This window comes from Peribacillus psychrosaccharolyticus ATCC 23296 (assembly GCF_000305495.1).
GTDB lineage: Bacteria > Bacillota > Bacilli > Bacillales > DSM-1321 > Peribacillus > Peribacillus psychrosaccharolyticus.
This window is the reverse complement of record NZ_AJTN02000198.1, coordinates 1-16848: the sequence shown is the minus strand read 5'-3', so window position 1 is coordinate 16848 and position 16848 is coordinate 1. Positions and strand designations below refer to the sequence as shown.

Annotated in this window: 21 protein-coding genes and 2 pseudogenes; 8 read left to right on the top strand and 15 right to left on the bottom strand. The window is 37.4% G+C overall.

Features of this window, described 5'->3' with window-relative positions; all coding sequences use genetic code 11:
- Window positions 1–294: 294 nt before the first annotated feature.
- The 7 genes and pseudogenes from WYK_RS12560 to WYK_RS12530 all read right to left on the bottom strand — a co-directional run bounded on the left by WYK_RS12560 (window position 295) and on the right by WYK_RS12530 (window position 4451).
- Window positions 295–789, bottom strand: coding sequence for a shikimate kinase (locus WYK_RS12560; protein WP_407951466.1), 495 nt, complete (start codon window positions 787–789; stop codon window positions 295–297).
- A 60-nt stretch (window positions 790–849) separates the two neighbouring features.
- The gene (locus tag WYK_RS12555) at window positions 850–1194 is read right to left on the bottom strand and encodes an NIPSNAP family protein (protein ID WP_040374831.1); all 345 of its coding nucleotides are present in this window, start codon (window positions 1192–1194) and stop codon (window positions 850–852) included.
- 168 nt (window positions 1195–1362) lie between these two features.
- Window positions 1363–2121, bottom strand: a complete 759-nt coding sequence (locus WYK_RS12550; RefSeq protein ID WP_152526469.1) for an HAAS domain-containing protein — start codon at window positions 2119–2121, stop codon at window positions 1363–1365.
- A gap of 22 nt (window positions 2122–2143) precedes the next feature.
- Entirely contained in the window at window positions 2144–2464 is a 321-nt protein-coding gene (locus tag WYK_RS12545) for a PadR family transcriptional regulator (protein WP_174391505.1), read from the bottom strand.
- Between the two features lie 156 nt (window positions 2465–2620).
- Window positions 2621–3055: a cell wall hydrolase gene (locus WYK_RS12540; protein WP_040374829.1), complete on the bottom strand. Its 435-nt coding sequence runs from the start codon at window positions 3053–3055 to the stop codon at window positions 2621–2623.
- A gap of 264 nt (window positions 3056–3319) precedes the next feature.
- Window positions 3320–3667 (bottom strand): YkvA family protein, encoded by a 348-nt coding sequence (locus WYK_RS25275; protein WP_201647801.1) that lies wholly within the window; start codon window positions 3665–3667, stop codon window positions 3320–3322.
- 6 nt (window positions 3668–3673) lie between these two features.
- Window positions 3674–4451, bottom strand: a pseudogene (locus tag WYK_RS12530) (SDR family oxidoreductase).
- A gap of 286 nt (window positions 4452–4737) precedes the next feature.
- Between WYK_RS12530 and WYK_RS12520 the strand changes: the two are divergent.
- The 5 genes and pseudogenes from WYK_RS12520 to WYK_RS12500 all read left to right on the top strand — a co-directional run bounded on the left by WYK_RS12520 (window position 4738) and on the right by WYK_RS12500 (window position 7922).
- Window positions 4738–5040 carry an ArsR/SmtB family transcription factor gene (locus WYK_RS12520; protein WP_040374826.1) on the top strand — a complete coding sequence of 101 codons (303 nt, stop codon included), beginning with the start codon at window positions 4738–4740 and terminating at the stop codon, window positions 5038–5040.
- 93 nt (window positions 5041–5133) lie between these two features.
- Window positions 5134–5550: an arsenate reductase (thioredoxin) gene (gene arsC / locus WYK_RS12515; RefSeq protein ID WP_040374825.1), complete on the top strand. Its 417-nt coding sequence runs from the start codon at window positions 5134–5136 to the stop codon at window positions 5548–5550.
- Window positions 5550–5831, top strand: a complete 282-nt coding sequence (locus WYK_RS12510; RefSeq protein ID WP_040374824.1) for an iron-sulfur cluster assembly accessory protein — start codon at window positions 5550–5552, stop codon at window positions 5829–5831. The genes arsC and WYK_RS12510 overlap by 1 nt, the downstream gene beginning before the upstream one ends.
- A 63-nt stretch (window positions 5832–5894) precedes the next feature.
- A pseudogene (locus WYK_RS26335) lies at window positions 5895–7216 on the top strand (NAD(P)-binding domain-containing protein).
- 214 nt (window positions 7217–7430) lie between these two features.
- Window positions 7431–7922 (top strand): hypothetical protein, encoded by a 492-nt coding sequence (locus tag WYK_RS12500; protein WP_040374823.1) that lies wholly within the window; start codon window positions 7431–7433, stop codon window positions 7920–7922.
- 334 nt (window positions 7923–8256) lie between these two features.
- On the opposite strand, the gene WYK_RS26175 is transcribed toward WYK_RS12500, so the two are convergent.
- From WYK_RS26175 to WYK_RS12485, 3 genes are all read right to left on the bottom strand, one after another.
- Entirely contained in the window at window positions 8257–8853 is a 597-nt protein-coding gene (locus WYK_RS26175) for a methyl-accepting chemotaxis protein (RefSeq protein ID WP_328286287.1), read from the bottom strand.
- Window positions 8854–9168: 315 nt separating this feature from the next.
- On the bottom strand, window positions 9169–9390 hold the full coding sequence (locus WYK_RS25135; RefSeq protein WP_040374822.1) for a hypothetical protein: 222 nt from the start codon (window positions 9388–9390) through the stop codon (window positions 9169–9171).
- Between the two features lie 73 nt (window positions 9391–9463).
- Window positions 9464–9904, bottom strand: a complete 441-nt coding sequence (locus WYK_RS12485; protein ID WP_040374821.1) for a PH domain-containing protein — start codon at window positions 9902–9904, stop codon at window positions 9464–9466.
- A 177-nt stretch (window positions 9905–10081) separates the two neighbouring features.
- Here WYK_RS12485 and WYK_RS12480 point away from each other — a divergent pair, with 177 nt between their 5' ends.
- On the top strand, window positions 10082–10684 hold the full coding sequence (locus WYK_RS12480; RefSeq protein WP_040374820.1) for a TetR/AcrR family transcriptional regulator: 603 nt from the start codon (window positions 10082–10084) through the stop codon (window positions 10682–10684).
- 61 nt (window positions 10685–10745) lie between these two features.
- Window positions 10746–11984 (top strand): MFS transporter, encoded by a 1239-nt coding sequence (locus tag WYK_RS12475; protein WP_040374819.1) that lies wholly within the window; start codon window positions 10746–10748, stop codon window positions 11982–11984.
- A gap of 42 nt (window positions 11985–12026) precedes the next feature.
- On the opposite strand, the gene WYK_RS12470 is transcribed toward WYK_RS12475, so the two are convergent.
- The 4 genes from WYK_RS12470 to WYK_RS12455 all read right to left on the bottom strand — a co-directional run bounded on the left by WYK_RS12470 (window position 12027) and on the right by WYK_RS12455 (window position 14544).
- Window positions 12027–12446 (bottom strand): GyrI-like domain-containing protein, encoded by a 420-nt coding sequence (locus WYK_RS12470; protein WP_051387477.1) that lies wholly within the window; start codon window positions 12444–12446, stop codon window positions 12027–12029.
- Window positions 12447–12578: 132 nt separating this feature from the next.
- Window positions 12579–13283 (bottom strand): CDP-diacylglycerol--serine O-phosphatidyltransferase, encoded by a 705-nt coding sequence (pssA, locus tag WYK_RS12465; RefSeq protein WP_040374818.1) that lies wholly within the window; start codon window positions 13281–13283, stop codon window positions 12579–12581.
- 256 nt (window positions 13284–13539) lie between these two features.
- Complete coding sequence (locus tag WYK_RS12460) at window positions 13540–14244, bottom strand: Type 1 glutamine amidotransferase-like domain-containing protein (RefSeq protein WP_040374817.1); 705 nt, start codon at window positions 14242–14244, stop codon at window positions 13540–13542.
- A 15-nt stretch (window positions 14245–14259) separates the two neighbouring features.
- Entirely contained in the window at window positions 14260–14544 is a 285-nt protein-coding gene (locus WYK_RS12455; RefSeq protein ID WP_040374816.1) for a hypothetical protein, read from the bottom strand.
- A 111-nt stretch (window positions 14545–14655) separates the two neighbouring features.
- Here WYK_RS12455 and WYK_RS12450 point away from each other — a divergent pair, with 111 nt between their 5' ends.
- Window positions 14656–16134: a UDP-N-acetylmuramoyl-L-alanyl-D-glutamate--2,6-diaminopimelate ligase gene (locus tag WYK_RS12450; protein WP_040374815.1), complete on the top strand. Its 1479-nt coding sequence runs from the start codon at window positions 14656–14658 to the stop codon at window positions 16132–16134.
- Between the two features lie 100 nt (window positions 16135–16234).
- Here WYK_RS12450 and WYK_RS12445 read toward each other — a convergent pair whose 3' ends face one another.
- On the bottom strand, window positions 16235–16747 hold the full coding sequence (locus WYK_RS12445; RefSeq protein WP_040374814.1) for a GNAT family N-acetyltransferase: 513 nt from the start codon (window positions 16745–16747) through the stop codon (window positions 16235–16237).
- Between the last annotated feature and the right edge of the window lie 101 nt (window positions 16748–16848).

The window sequence follows — 16848 nt, the reverse complement described above, 5'->3', positions numbered from 1 at the left end:
AAATCCTGCTAATATTATTACTAATGCAACAAGAAGCCATTCATACAAGAAGAACAATGATTCATTGTGGACGGCAAAATAATATCCAAGCATAGATAACGGTATGATTGTGAGCAGTAAATATCCATTTAGCTTGAGATAAAAGGTGTCTTTCAATTTTCTTTCACTCCTTTTTCATATTCCATTTAAATCAGGATGCCTATATAGAATAAGATTTAGATAAGGTCATTGTCTAAGACTAAAATGTTTAGAGATCTCCTACATCCTCATTCTATACACCCTGCCCTCAAGACTCTATCGTGCTTGCTCGTTAAAGTACTTTTTAATTTCTTTCTTTTTTGTTACCACCACTATCTTGTGATTGTATATCCCGTATTTTTTATAGAAATGAGGTTTTCCTACGTCTTCAAAGTATCGATTCCACTTAAACATTTTGAAAAATATCGTTAATGTAGGTTTATAGTTTGATGGTTCTATTCTTAGCTTTTGTAAGATAAATCTTTTTATAATACGGTAGGTTCTGACTGAATAGTTCGTATCTAAGAAAATGATGACTTCCGCCATTTCAAAACTAGGCGCTACCCATTCTTCATTGTGAACTCCTTCTACAATCCAGGTATCAGTCTGAAGTATTCTAGTAAAATACGCTTCTCTTTCTTCTTCAGTTCTCCTTCTGTCGCCTGACTTATCTCTTTTCCAAACAACATTATCCATTTCATAAAGTGGGATAGAAAACGTCTTGGATAATTCTTTCGCTAAGGTTGTTTTTCCACTGCCGACTGACCCAATAATATGTATTTTAGTTGGATTGTATGTGTTGATAAAACCACCACCGTCATAGGGGTTTTTCTATTGCACTTCCAAAGTCGATTCTAACTGTTCATTTCTGACTTCTAAAATATATTTCTTATATACAAACTCTCTTCCGCCGTATTTTTCATACCAATCTCTAACTCGTTTAACGTGAGCCTCATCACTTCGCACTTTATTTTCAATTTCTACATAATCTTCATAACTGTCATATTCCCAAATAGCAAATATCTCTACGGTATGATCCTTATTCTCTTTCATCCATCGGCCTATTAATCGAGAACCGTATTTTAATTGACTAGGTAAGTTTGTGTGGTTAAAGTGCTTATTAAACACTTCAACAAAATCACTTTTCACGGTATAAAACTTCCTTCTATAAAACATACACACTCCCCTTTTCCACTTTCTTCCTAACGAATAAATTCTCTATCAACCTGAATAGTTCCTGCCGTAATGTGTCGATTAAATACGCTTGGTCTCGAAATTTTAAAGAAAACACAAAAAGGCACCCGATTGGCTGCCTTTATTTAGCATCCTATTAAGTTGAACCTGCTAATTACTTTGTTGTTTGGTCATTCGATGAGTCAGAAGTAAATAAATTGCTATTCCACCAAACGTAATGCTGCTTGATAGGACTACTTCTGTACTAGGTTGAACATCGATGAACGTTAACAAATAATCCGGCAAAACGAGTAAAGCTAACATAATGAGTACGACCCATGTTTTGGACCAGAATGAAAGGCCAATTAAAAAGCCAAGCGTCACGATTACAGCGATCATCGTTCCATAGCGACCAAACGTGAATATTGGTGTCTCTATGAGACGATTTAAATAAATTAATCCTACGAATAAAACGATTGGCAGCATGCCCATCAAATAATAAAGTGCATATTCTTTCCTTTTTGATAGATTAGCTGCAGCCATGTATTTAAATACGCTACCGATTGAAAGGATCAATACTAAACTCACAGCCACTGTTCCAATCATTTCTAACAAGGAGTAGGAAAGTTCGTCTTTACCTGCATTCGTTAAAATTGAAAAGGACAGTGCACCAAATAGAATAATCATGATTACTTTAAACAAGCTGCTCGTATTTGTATTCATTTCATTCGATAACTGTTTCATATATTCTTTGGGTGAGTCACCCACAATATGATCGACGGTTTTCCCTCTTGCTTCAGCCTCTATTAAATGATCTTCTAATTCTTCAACAATTGAATGTATTTCCTTTTCTTCTTTCCCGCTGGAAATTAAATAAAGCCGTAAATTTTCTAAAAACGACTGACTTTTTCTTGATAAATCCACCATCATTCATCCCCTTCTTATCGTTTTTTCATTTTAAAGGCAGCACGGAGTTTACCGAGCTTTGGAGCTTACTCCATCTGCTGATAAATTGCTGCAATTCCTCTTCGCCTTTTTGAGTCAGTGAATAATACTTTCGTTTCGGACCTGCAGTTGATTTTTTCAAGGTTGAAACAATCAATTCTTCTTTTTGCATCCGTAAAAGGAGCGGATAAATCGTCCCTTCACTAAAAGAATCGAAGCCATATTGCTCCAGTTTCTCTGCTAGTTCATACCCATAAATTTCTTTTTCATGAATGATGGCTAAGATACATCCATCGATAATCCCCTTTAACATTTGCGTTGTAGACAAAAAGTGTACACCTCCTCCTTACTCTTGCATTGCAAGGTACTGATTCAATAATAACCTGCAGTATATTGTAATGCAAGATATTGGTAAATAAAAAATGATGACCTCTAAATAATCATGAGGTCATCTTGTTCCGGATGCCCAATCAAAAATAAGACATTAATAAACGCTATCACATGTTCCTCCAATTGGTTCATAAAAACAATGTTGCTTATATTGACCAGTTAATGGCTGATTGTACCATGTCGGCGGGCATTCTCCAGAAGGATTAAAGTACCAAAGAGCGTATTTCCCAGGATGTTCTCTCCAATAATCCAAAGCCTGTTTTGCTAATCGTTTTTCAGCCGATCTCGCTCTGTTATAAAATACATTCCCTTTTTGAACCGCTTCAAAGGAATAATTCCCACCTTGTACTTGGTAAATAGCCTGTGGTACGGTTCTTACATTTTTAAAGTCTAAACAATCTGCTATTACTCGATTCACAATTACATTTCCAACATATAACATCCCTTGTTTCCCTTCCCCTTCGGCTTCCGCTCTCATCATCCTTGCCATTAAATCAACATCTGAATCTCGGTATTTTACTCTTGGCATTTTTTTCACCTCAAAATTATAGTATGAAAAAAACCCACAATTATGTTAGTTGGGTAAATAACTAAAGAATTTTTTAACCTTACACTAAAGAAGACTAATCCATTTAGTTATGAGTTCCCTTATGACGAATAAGATAAAAAAGGGCTCAATTATCAGATTCTATCGAACTCTTTGATCAAAATATATTCCCTAAACACTAGCGAATACAAAAAAAACGCAAGTGTTCACTTGAACACATTACGTTTATCGTATTCTATCTATCTACTATCCTTTTATAACGCTATCTCGATATTTTTTGCCAGCTAAATCGTTGTATAAACATTTACCTAGATATAGCAGTACAGCTGCATCATCAACTTGTCCAAAACCAATAATAAAATCCGGGATGAAATCCGTCGGTAAAATTACATATAACAAGGAGCCTAGCATAGCTATCTTTGTTTTTTTGGTTAATCGATTAAACACTAAAAAGCCACCTCCTTTATGGTGAGCATTCCATTCATTATAACGTACATTTGTAGTGAAATCGATTTTAATGCTGAGGGGTGGCCTGGCTTCTTCGTTCGGAGAATGAAAAAAAGAACCATTTAGGGCTCTTTTAATTGTATTCAAACACCCTTAATATTTGTAAGATTGTCGCCTGTCGATTGGAATGACGGCGGCATTGATGAAGCCTGCTTGTTCTGAAAGCAGGAAGGCGACCAAGTATGCACTTCTTCCGGTTTTCCAAACCTCTTCATTGGATTGACGCTGACGAATTCTTTACCGGCTTCCTCCCATTGGTCACCGCCCATTTGTTTCAAAGATGCTTCTACCATCGGCGTCATGATCGCCCCTGGTGCAATCGCCTTAATGCTGATTCCATACTGACCATACTCGATTCCGGAGTTGCGTGTCAGTCCGACAACACCGTGCTTGCTTGCCGCATAGCCAGACTGGTTACCCACGCCGCGGATTCCACCGACAGATGCTGTATTGACGATTGTGCCTAGTTTTTGCTTTTTCATGACTTCCAGAACGTATTTCATTCCAAAGAAAACACCGTTCAAGTTGACGCCAACGACTCTGCGAAACTCATCGACTACTCCTCTGTCAGATTCTGTTTACCCTCAATGCCCGCATTATTGAAAAAACCGTCGATTCGGCCAAACTTATCCACCGTTTGATTGACATAGTTCTATACATCTTCTTTTGACACGTCCGCCGTAATTAAGAGTACTTCGGCCTCTGGCACAGCTTCCCGAATCATTTTTTCTGTTGTCTCCAAGCCCTCTCTTTTCACATCTACCAAGGCAAGCTTCGCGCCCTCTTTTGCCACCTGAAGAGCGGACGCCTGCCCCAACCCGGAACCGCCACCTGTAATCAGCACGACTTTATCTTCAAAACGATTGTTCAATATTTATTCCTCCTCTTATATAAGCAACCAGACTCTCCGTTATTCTTCCCTATCTGGTTTCGCTAATACCTCCTTTTTCTTTTGAATCCCACTACTATTCAAAAGAAAAAGGAATGGCGTGTCCCCCTGATTGGGCTCATGACTTGTCATGTTAAAGGCTAATGGATAAGAGTTGTGAAAGAGTAAAGCAGGCTCAACAAAAACTTTCATCCTATTTAGTTGCAATTCGAATGGAATAGTCATAATATAAGTATATTCTTATATATAAATATAAAGAGGTGTTGTAATGGATTTTCTTTTACTGGAAAAACAATTAAAAGCAGTTGCAGATGCAAATCGATTAACCCTTCTTTCTTGTTTAAAAAATGGCGAAGTATGTGTATGTGATTTAGTCGATGTACTTGGTTTATCGCAGCCTGCGGTTAGTCAGCAGTTGAAGAAGCTTGAAGAATCCGGTATTATTACAGCCCGTAAAGTAGGGACCTGGAAGCACTATCGTTTAGTAGAGGACCAAACCCCTGTCATGCAGGCCATTCTGTCACAGTTGGAGAACAAAAGTACTTGCCAGTGTACAACTGAATGTGAATAAGTTAGTTAATACTCTATATTTGTCTTCTGACAGCAGTAGGAAGATTGTGTGAATTTAAATTCGTTAAAGCGATTAGATATAAGGAGATTGATTATGGCAAATACCATTTATTTTTTATGCACCGGTAACTCATGCCGAAGTCAGATGGCTGAAGGATGGGCTAAGAAGCTCTTGTCTGAGAATTGGGACGTCAGGAGTGCTGGACTTGAGGCTCATGGATTAAATCCGAATGCTGTAAAAGCAATGCATGAGGTCAACATTGATATCACATCGCATACGTCGAATATCATTGACCCAAACATTTTAAATACGGCTACGCTTGTTGTCACACTCTGTGGACATGCCGATGAGCATTGTCCACTAACCCCTCCACACGTGAAGCGTGAGCATTGGGGATTTGATGACCCAGCAAAAGCAGCAGGAACAGAAGAAGAAAAGTGGAAAGTATTCCAAAATGTGCGAGATGCAATCGGTTCTCGTATTGAACAATTTGCAAAGGAGCAAGGATAATGGAATTTTCATTTGATGGAAAGAACTATTTAACACAAGTCATGGAAGCGTCAGAGGCTAAGACCCTCCGATTCTATGGTATTTCCGGTTGTTGCGGAGTAAATCTCGGTGTTGGATTAGATGAAGCACAGAAAACTGATGAAATCCTAACCATCGATGGACTAAAAGTCGCTATTGATCCCCAGGTTAAAGATCAGCTCACCGGAGTAACCATTCATGCCGAAGAAGAAAATGGCGAAATGGGATTAGTATTACTAGGCTATCAACAAAAAAGCTGCTAAATAAGCGCAGCCTAATTTTTTCGCAACTATATAAGTAAATTCTTATTTATGGAGGCACATTTTATGAAAACATTTAAGATCTTAAATCAACAGACTTGTTGTGATCCTTCAACAAATTGTTGTACACCTGAATCTTCCCTGCCGGTAGCTATTATTGGAGCTGGACCTATTGGGTTAGCTGCCGCTGCACATCTTGCCGTACGAAAACAACCCTTTATCCTTTTCGAAGGATGTGAAGAAGTCGGTGGAAACATTCGTACATGGGGGCATGTCACTTTATTTTCTCCTTGGCAATATAACATTGATTCATCTGCGAAAGACTTGCTGCAACAAGCAGACTGGCAAGAACCAAATGGAGAACTCATCCCAACAGGACAAGAATTAATTGATACTTATTTACAACCATTAGCCGAGCTCGAACAATTAAAGCCTTCTATTCATCTTAATCATCAAGTTATAGCCATCACACGAAAATACAATGATAAAATGAAGTCAAAAGATCGTAACGAGCAGTCCTTTCTCCTTTATATCAAAGAAAAAGGAGAAATCAAAATAGTTGAAGCGCGTGCAGTCTTAGATGCAACCGGTACATGGGGAAATCCAAATCCTGCACAAGGAAATGGTGTATGGCTTCCTTCTGAACAAGCCTTATCTGAAAACATTGATTACCATATTCCAAATGTGACTGCATCTCCTTCTCTTTACGCAAATAAAAAATCGCCGTTATCGGGAGCGGGCATTCAGCCATTAATTCTTTACTTAATCTAGCTGAATTGAAAGATAAATTCCCTGATACGGACATTACATGGATTTTACGGAAAAAACGTGTAGAAATGGCGTATGGCGGGGAGCAAAATGATGAACTTGCTGCACGTGGAGCACTCGGCTCCCGTATTCATCAACTTGGAGATGATGAGGACATTCATGTTGTCACGGACTTCTTTACTTCCTCTGTAGAAGGAAAAGATAAACTTTCTATTATTGGTACCCAGCAAGACCAAAAACATGTTTTAGAAGGTTTTAATCGCTTAATCGTTAATACAGGCAGCCGCCCTGATTATACGATTAACGGAGAGCTTCGTTTAGCTATTGATCCGACAACAGAAAGTGTGGCAGCACTAGCTCCACTCATCGATCCAAATGAACATAGCTGCGGGACAGTAGATGCGCACGGTGAAGCAGTTTTACGTCAGCCAGAAAAAGGATTTTATATTGTAGGTGCAAAAAGTTACGGTCGTGCTCCAACGTTCTTAATGGCCACTGGTTATGAACAAGTTCGCTCGATTACTGCCTTTTTAGCCGGAGATGAAGCAAGTGCAAATCGTGTTGAATTAAGCCTGCCGGAGACCGGTGTATGTAATAGCACCTCCGGGGGATGCTGTTAATATAGTGACCATTTAAAGGAAATTGAAGGATAAAAAGACTGAGACTGCTGGATGAATTATCTATGAGTAGTAATGACTTTTTCACTCTCAAGTGATATAATTAGCACAGCAGTGTGCAGCGACAAAGTGAGGCCATCTGAAATGGGTCTCACTTTTTTTCGTGCTAATTACGAACGTCTGCCATCTGAAATATTAATTTATGGAGATGACAAACATGCACAAAGAAGCTAGACTTCCGCAAAATGCAAAAGAAGGCATCATATTTTTATTAATTATTTCGATCATTTCAGTAAACACCATTGCGCCTATGATTGTTGGATTAGAACGTGGGTTTAGCAAAGATGTCTATCTAGACACATTAAAGATTATTCCATTTATGTGGGTTATTGTTGTTTTGTTAGTAAGGTTGGTTTCGGGACCAATCGTTGGTAAAGTCCTGCCTAAATTCGTCGGTAAAACGGATGGATTTAATGCTAGAATTTTATTAAACACACTCCTGAATGTTACGGTATTATCAATCTGTCTATCTATAATAGGTACATGGGTCGGTACAGGTGAAGTAAACTTAGAACCCTTTACAAACTTCTTTCATATTTGGCCAAGAAATTTTGGCGTAGCATTTTGGATTGAACTTTTAATCGCACAACCCATAGCACGATTTGTCATGAAAAAGATGCATGCGAGACAAGCACTGCCAAAGGCGTAAATTCTTCATCCTAAAACATATAAAAGAACTCATTTTGAACATTTTTTGTTCAAAATGAGTTCTTTTTATTTCCCCAAATTATTCTAAACCTTTTGGAGCTGTATTCTATTTATAATTTATTAGCAAATTGTGTGAGTTTTTTTGCCAGTTCTTGAATTTCCTCGATAAAAGCAGATGTTTGAGAAATAGAAACAGCCTGCGCTTGTCCAATATTAGCAATTTTTTTGTATTGAGGTCCCCATTAAATGGGTTACTTCTTTGATATCATTCATTGTTTCATTAATTGTTTGCGTGGAAGCTACCGTCTCCCTTGAGAACTTCCGAATTTCGTTGGCTACCACTTCAATCCTCTTCCCTTTTCTCCAGCACGTGCCGCCTCAATTGCTGCATTTAAACCGAGTAAATTGGTATGATCAGCAACCCTTTTAATGATCGAGAGTACTTCAGTAGATTTCTCTACATCCTCACCAGCGTTGTGAGATTGAAGTAAGAGTTGCTGCGAAAAATCAGCTAATGATTTGGATCCATCTCTAACACTATGTATTTGTTCATTAGCTTGTAAGAGTGACTCAGAAATTTGGTCTGCAATCGTTCTTAATTCCGTCTGTCTAAGTAATTGAACAGCGATTCCACCAATCATCTCACCACTATTATTATGTAAAGGGGCCGCCGTTCCAGTGAATTCAAAACCATAAAAATCAGCCGGCACATTTTCCTTCAATGTTTTATTCTCCCGTAAAGCTAGAGAAAGCGGCTCTTCTGGGTTTAATGGCTGGTTAACACGAATGTTTAAATTTATTGTTTCACCAGGAAAATAGGCAATAAATTTCTCTAAATTACATATCGCGATGGACAAGTCAGCTGGTACGGCTTTTTTTATCATAGGAACCAAGGAAACCAAACTACTTAAAGATTCTATTTTGTTATACATTCAAAGTAACTCTCCCTTTTGATGATGTCTACTGTTGGAATATCCTTCTAAGAGTTCTCCTATAATCGCTAAGTAAAAAAGTACTGTATTCCTTTGTAAACATGTTCGTTACTTCTGTGTAAGAATAAAAATGTTCTAAGGAATTCAAGCACATTACTCAACGACGTCTATATTTTAATTTTTAAATGCTGCATCTTTACTCCTTCGCTAGTCCAAAAGACTATCCACATCTTAATATCGACCTATTTCTTACATTTTTAATAGGAAATACAAAAAACGCTTGGATTTCTCCAAGCGTTTCGTACCTTCTATTTATTAATAGGTAGGTGATTTTTCAGGTAGTTCTTTTTCAGTTACCACTGAGTCAGTAGTCGTTGATTTAGTCATGTTTTGAAACGTATTTTTTACCTTTTCAACTGTCTGTGGATCTACATATGATTTTATTTGGTTGATTGTTTTTTCGCGAGTTTCTTTGTTACGCATGAAGTAAGCCGCTGCGCCTAATGCTGCAACACCTAGTAATTTATTTGAAGCCATAAAATATTACCTCCTTGTAATGTCTATATCTATATACTTCCCTCTTAGACAATCGGTAAACGTAAACGTCTTCTCATATTTCAATCAGGACGGTCGGACAATGCCTCTTTATTTCAGTAATAAAAGCCTCACTATCTTTAGGTGAGATTTTTACACTACCTAGAGTTGCCGAGGTATAAAATAGTTCAATCCCGTCTTTTGATGATAACAGTTGATAACCTGTAAAAATTTCTTTTAGAGGTGATATTCTTGTTATTTTGTCATAGGGAATGCGACTGTTAAAGAGTCCGCCTTTAACCAATAAATGGTCTGGGTAGAAAACATATTTAATAGAAAATGAAGTCCACAAAATAAACCCAACGGATAAAGTACATAGCGCTAGGACAACAATTATGTCAGTAATGGTTTTATCATCGTCTAAACTGAGTGGAATGATAAATACAGCCAGTATCACTAAACAAGCAATGGATATAGTCACGATAAAATATTTGTCTATTTTAGAACGAAACTCCAAACTCCCCCGCCTCCTAAAACCAGGATATAAAACACCCCCATACTATTATACAGAATTTTCACTTAATATAAAACAAAGCCTTTTAAAAATGTAAATATATGTACAATTATTCCATTTTCGTTTATTATGTAATTATATAAACGATTGATTGATTAATCATTGATAAGGAGATGTATGATGGGACTATCTGATGAACAATTGTTGAATATGAAACTTAAACGCAACAGTATTTTAGAAACCGCGATTATTCTTTTTTCTGAAAAAGGTTATCAGGGAACGACTGTTCAGAACATTGCAAAATCTGCTGGTGTTAGTTTTGGCAGCGTCTTTACCTACTTTGACAACAAAGAGCATCTTTTCCATTCTGCTGTTATTGAACCCTTACAGACCTACTCACAACAGCTTCTTAATTTTAATCCTGATGCAGAAGATTTCATGAACGAACTTAAAAAAATGATTACAGATCATATTGATGTTTTTGCAGGACTCAGTAATTATCTAAACTTAGTTGTCTTTGTCATTGCCCAAAACAAACATCATAAAAGCACCTTTGAAGAACTAGATGATTTCCATGCAAAACTTAAGGAAAAACTGATTATCCTTGTGAAGAACGGTCAAAAACTAGGGCTGTTAAAAATCCAAGATCCTGCCTATACAGCGATTTCCTATATTAGTTTATTAATGGGGCTGCGTTTAAACCTTACAGATGAACCACAAAGTACTATGTGGCAAAATTTCGTACCTTTTGCGATACAGCTTTTCGGACCGAAGCTAAATTAAGGTTCGGTTTTTTTCAACTCACGAGTGATTGATTAATCAATCATAAACCAAGGAGGGAATTATGAATTTTTTTACCTTTAACAAAACCATTCAGATCAGACTCTTATTGCAATTTCTAACGACGCTGTCCACTATGACCGTATTGCCTTATATTATTATTTATTTCTCCAAAACAGTAGGAATCTTTATAACAGGTTTCATGTTTATATTTGTTTTAACAGCAAGTATGATTGGCTCTCTTACAGGTGGATATGCAGCTGATCACGTCGGCCGAAAAAAAGTCATTGTTTTATCTGAAACGATCGTGAGTTATGGGTTTGCCTGTGTAGCCCTTGTTAATTCTCCTTTGTTTACTATGCCATATGTTACGTTCTTCTTATTTATGGTCATATACTTTTTTAGCGGTGCCGCTGAACCAGCCTATCAAGCTCTTCTAATAGATGTCAGCAGCCCAGATAATAGACGATCTATTTACACCTACTCTTATTGGCTGCGAAACTTAGCTATCTCAATAGGCGGCATTATTGGTGCATTTCTGTTTTTCAACCACCATTTCATCTTATATATAGGAATCGCTTTATGCTTATTTATTTCTCTAGTCATTACAATAAGCTGTATTAAAGAAACCTATACGCCTATACCGCCTGAGAATATACCTAAAAAGCGTAACACCTTTTTAAAAGGATATAGTCAGGTCCTCAAACATAAGTCATTTACAGCCTTTATTGTAGCTAATTTACTTCTCATCTCGATGGAAGAACAATTGACGAATTATATGGCTATCCGCTTAACGAACAACATACAGGAGCCGCAAGCCTTTTTATTCTTTAAAGCAGATGGAATCAATTTAGTTGGAATACTAAAATCTGAAAACACACTTTTAATCGTCCTCTTCACCATTGTCATTTCTTATTTTGTAAAAAAATATAATGACCGATTTGTTATATTACTAGGCGTCAGTCTCTATTTCTTAGGATATATAATGATCAGTTTAAATGATGTACCTCTTTTATTAATCGCTGCGATGTTTATAGCAACGTTAGGTGAAATGATTTACTTACCTGCAAAACAGACCTTGTTAGCTGATCTCGTTCCTGATCACGCACGAAGCACTTATATGGCGGCCTATTCATTATTTTCATTTATCGGCATTAGCACTGCAGGTATTTTCATTTTGATAAGTACGTGGCTGCCAGCTGCGGTGATGTCTTCGATATTTGGTTGTATGGGCTTACTGTGTCTACTTATTTATCTGAGACTAACTGAAGTAAAACGGCATTCTAGTCACGGCACCACATAATTCCGTCTAGTGGGGTATAATTCGAGTTTCTAGTTATCCCCCTTAATAGGTAAACCACTCTAGGTGCCATTTGTTTTTTAATGTTTTATAGCCATGATTTTCAATCCATATATGAATAATCTCATATGATTTCTTAATCTGATTGTTTAATCCTTCATGGATTAAAACGGCGTACCTTTGTGAAGGTATGGTTAATGTGATCATGTCTTTAGGTACTTGATGGAAGTCTTCTACTTGGACGCAAACATAATACTCATCTTGATCAGCACACGTTTCTTCGACAATAAAAGCGCCAATTTGATTTTCAGGATGGAGGATTTGTTGAATGTCTTTCATTCGAATGTTTAAAGTCTTAGCTGTTTTTTGAATGTCTCTTAGATACTCATTTCCAGTCCTTAAAACACGCAATCCAACTAACCTTAATTCCCCGAGTTCCTTTATACGACCCTCGAATGTGACCATCTTTTCCGTCAGAATAATCCCTCCCTCTCATACTCTTATGATTCAACATATTTCGTACAAAACCCTCTAAAAACAAAAAATGAGCTGCTGCAGTAAATAAACTAAAAAAAACTAAGCAGGGATTTTCCCCGCCTAGTTCAGTTTGTCCTGCTTTAAGTGTTTATTTTTCATAAATTGATAACTAATATATGCAATATATAATGGAATGGCGATGTAAATAAAGTAAGGAAACTCCTGGTGTTTCGTTTTAAAGATGATGAAAATGATGATCCCTAAAAAGACCGTAACAATAGTACCATACTTTGGTAAAGGAATAGATTTAAGACTAGGTATTCGAATGCGGCTCACCATCAGAAAACAAAGTGCCGTAAATGAAACACTAATCACGATATTTGGAATCCAGTCGTGAATCAGTGTTAATAAGGTCAAAATACCGCCAGCAGCTGTAATCGGAACGCCGCGGAAATAATTCATGGATGACTTTGAGGCATTAATATTGAATCTGGCAAGACGATAAGCACCAAACAGCGGGAATAATCCAGCAACGATCATGCCGGTAAGCCCATAGATGGCGAAGGAATAGTAATACACTAATACTGCTGGAGCTACACCAAACGTCACTATATCTGCAAGTGAATCAAGTTCTTTACCCATTTCAGATTGAACTTTTAACATCCTGGCAATTCGTCCATCCATACTATCTAACATCATCCCGATTAACACCAATATCCCAGCGTTTCTATAATCGCCGTTGGCTGCAAACAAGATGGAAAGAAATCCACATAATAAATTACTTAATGTAAAGGCATTGGGGATTGCTGCTCGTAACACTAACATCACTCCTATAATATGTACCTGACTATTATTAAAATAAAAAATCACTCCTTTACACTATACCGTAAAGGAAATGAATGTCTATGTATTGGATGGAAAATAATACTAACCACACTTACCTCTCTAGTTAGGTAGTTTAAATATACCACAGCCAGCGAAAAAATGGAGCAACAACATAATAATGGGACCATGTTCTTATAAAAAAATGGCTGTGGATAGAGCTATAAAATTCCCTGTCTATCCTAGATAATCGTATTGCTTAAAGTGAATTTCCTAAATAAAAGGCATCCATTGCTTCTTCCACAACTCTACCGTTCTCATTAATAAGATAATACGCTTTTGCCTCTGGTCTCGAGGATATCGTTTTGCTTACCTTTTCGTCGATAAAGTGTAAGGCCGCACCATCATCCACAGCATATCCTGCACTAATTTCTTTTGTAGTGAGCATCCTTTGGTATGAAAATCGCCTTTTCTCCTCGCCATCATAATGTGGGCAATGGCTCCCATGGAGAAAACCTAATCCGTTGATTTTATAAAGGGGGCCATTTAGGGGGTCTGTTAGTCCTTCTTCAAACCAACAAATAGATCCAGCACTCAGTCCCGCAAGTACAGTTCCGTTTTGATACGCTTTTTTTAGGATGTCATCTACTCCCCATTCTTTCCACAATACCAGCATATTTCGTGTATTCCCGCCGCCTACAGAGATAATATCCTTCTCCAGTATGTATCGCTCTAAGTCTGTGAAGTTTGGTTCAAATAAGGATAGATGTGAGGGTAGACATTTCAATTCTGTAAAGGATTGATAAAACCGCTTAATATAGAGCTCTTGATCCCCACTTGCTGTCGGTACAAAACAAACACTTGGTTGTTCTTTATGACTTTGATTGAGTATATAGGTATCCAGCAGCAAGTTCTCAGGTTCCATTGAGAACCCTCCGCCGCCCATAGCAATAATTTGTCTCATCTCTAAATCCCTCTTCTAACTAAAATATTGATACTGGACATACATCAGGAAGTACATGAAGGCAAGTCCAAGGTCAAAAAGATAGTATTTTCGTTTTTGTTTATGCAAGTACCCTTCCACTCCATCTATCAGGGAAACTAATCCAAACAGTAAAAAAACGACACTAAAATCTTTAAAGGTAAATCCCATGAATAGTGAGCGGACTACCACAACGATCAAGCCAATATAGATCAAACACTTTAGTACGATAACTGCTTTCTTACTTTTAACTTTTGGTCTCTCTTCGAAAAACAGTCCCATTTTACCTCATCTCCCTTCTAGTAATCTAGCTGAATTTTTCTGTTTTTTATCCACTATTTGTTATATCATAGTTAATAAATCATTTTTATTTTTCCAGTTGAAGGAAAATACATGAAACTCACTGAAATAGCAGAGCTGTTTACAATTGTTCAAACGATTGGAGAATTAACGGTTGAGATTACCGGTTTAGAAATGGATTCCAGAAAAATAAAAAAAGGAAATTTGTTTATTTGTGTGCCAAGTATAGACGGGTTTCTTCGGGATCGACATCTTTTTGCGGCAGATGCTATTGAAAATGGAGCAGCAGCACTTCTTGTACAGTGCGAGCTTCCCTTAGGTATTCCACAAATCATTGTTAAGGACACTCGTTCAGCAATGGCCGTCATTGCCGCCCATTTTTATGGGTGTCCTTCTCATGAAATGAATTTGATTGGAATTACAGGTACTAATGGAAAAACCACGACTTCATACATGATGGAAAAAATCTTTGCAGATGCTGGATTTAAAACAGGGCTTATGGGCAATAACGGCGTCAAAATAAATGGTCAGCTTTATCCAACAGATATCAATACACAGGAACCACCCAGTCTTCAAAGAAATTTACGTAAAATGAGAGATGCAAAAGCAGACTATTGTTTTATGGAGGTTTCTTCTCAAGGACTGGATATGGGACGAGTTACAGGCTGTCAGTTTAAAAATGCTATTTTCACTAATCTCACTCCCGATCACTTGGACTATCATACAAGTTTCGAAGACTACAGAAATGCAAAAGGATTATTATTCTCCCGACTGGGAAATACCTTTCATTCCGACAAGAAGCAATACGCCATAATAAACAGTGATGATGCTTCATTCTCCTATTATCGGAAATTACCTTCCTCGGAAATTATTACTTATGGAATAAAGAATGAAGCTGATGTTAGTGCAAGCCAAATTTCAGCTGATTCACATGGAATTCATTTCTTACTCACTTGTTTTAAAGGAACGATTGATATTAGCATTCCGTTGGTGGGCCGCTTTAATGTTTATAACGCATTAGCAGCCATTGCCTGTGCATTAGTCGAAGGCATCCCTCTTGAACAGATTCAAAAGAGTCTGGCTGCACTACAAAGCATTGATGGCAGAATGGATATTGTAGACGCAGGACAAGATTTTTTAATTTTAGTAGATTTCGCCCACACCCCTGATGCTTTAGAAAACGTTCTCTCTTCGATTAAAGAGTTTTCTGAGGGAAGAATCATCACCGTTTTCGGCTGCGGCGGTGATCGTGACATAATCAAAAGGCCACTTATGGGTGAAATTGCAGGGAGAATGAGTGATTATGTCATTATAACCTCTGACAACCCTCGCACTGAAGACCCTCTATCAATTGTTCGAGATATTGAAAAAGGGCTTCAACAAACAGGCTCCTATGAGACGATACTTAACCGTGAAGAAGCCATTAACAAGGCAATCCAACTAGCCTCAGTAAAGGATACCGTTTTGATTGCTGGAAAGGGTCATGAACGCTATCAAATTTTCATGGAGAAAACCATTTCCTTTGATGATCGAGCCATTGCAGATAAAGCAGTAAGGACTACTAAACGATAAGTACTAAGGCATCGTACGAACAAAAACCATTTTCTATTCCTATGTAAATCGTTTCCCGTGAGGGCTTGTTCAGGTTAAATGATTATGCCGCGAGGTTTGACTAGTTTCGTTGCAGGATACTTTCATCAACATCAAATGTCTGAATTAAACAAGCATCCTCATCAATATGTTCCTCCACTTCTTTAAATGAAATATTCAGCTTCTGGTATACTTTCTTCCAAAATATGATGGCAGGTTTGTTTGCTGATAGTTCGATAATATAATAGCTGCCCGGCTTAGATTGAAATAAGTTTTCAATTACTTCTAGTCCAAGTCCTTTTCCTCTGTATGAATTAAGAATAAAAATATCATTGACGCTATAATCTATTTCTTTTTTCAAATAGGGTCTTTCTAGCAATAACAAAAACCCAATTAAGTGATCGTCATACTTAATTAGAAAAGGTGAAATTCCAACTTCTTCCCAAAGATAATCCAGGTCATCAAAAACAAATGAACCATCTGAGTGGATTGTGAGTCTCTCCGTATACGCTGATAAATCATGTAAATAGAGAGAATACAGGTTAGCTAAAATGGGTTTGTCTGCTTCTAGGGCCGGTACTAGCGCAAGTGTCATCCTATTCACTCTCCTCACAAATTAGTTTTATCGTTATATTCATAATAATTCAAAAAATAGGAAAAGAAAAGCCAGTGAAGCTTATTGTCAGCTTCACTGGC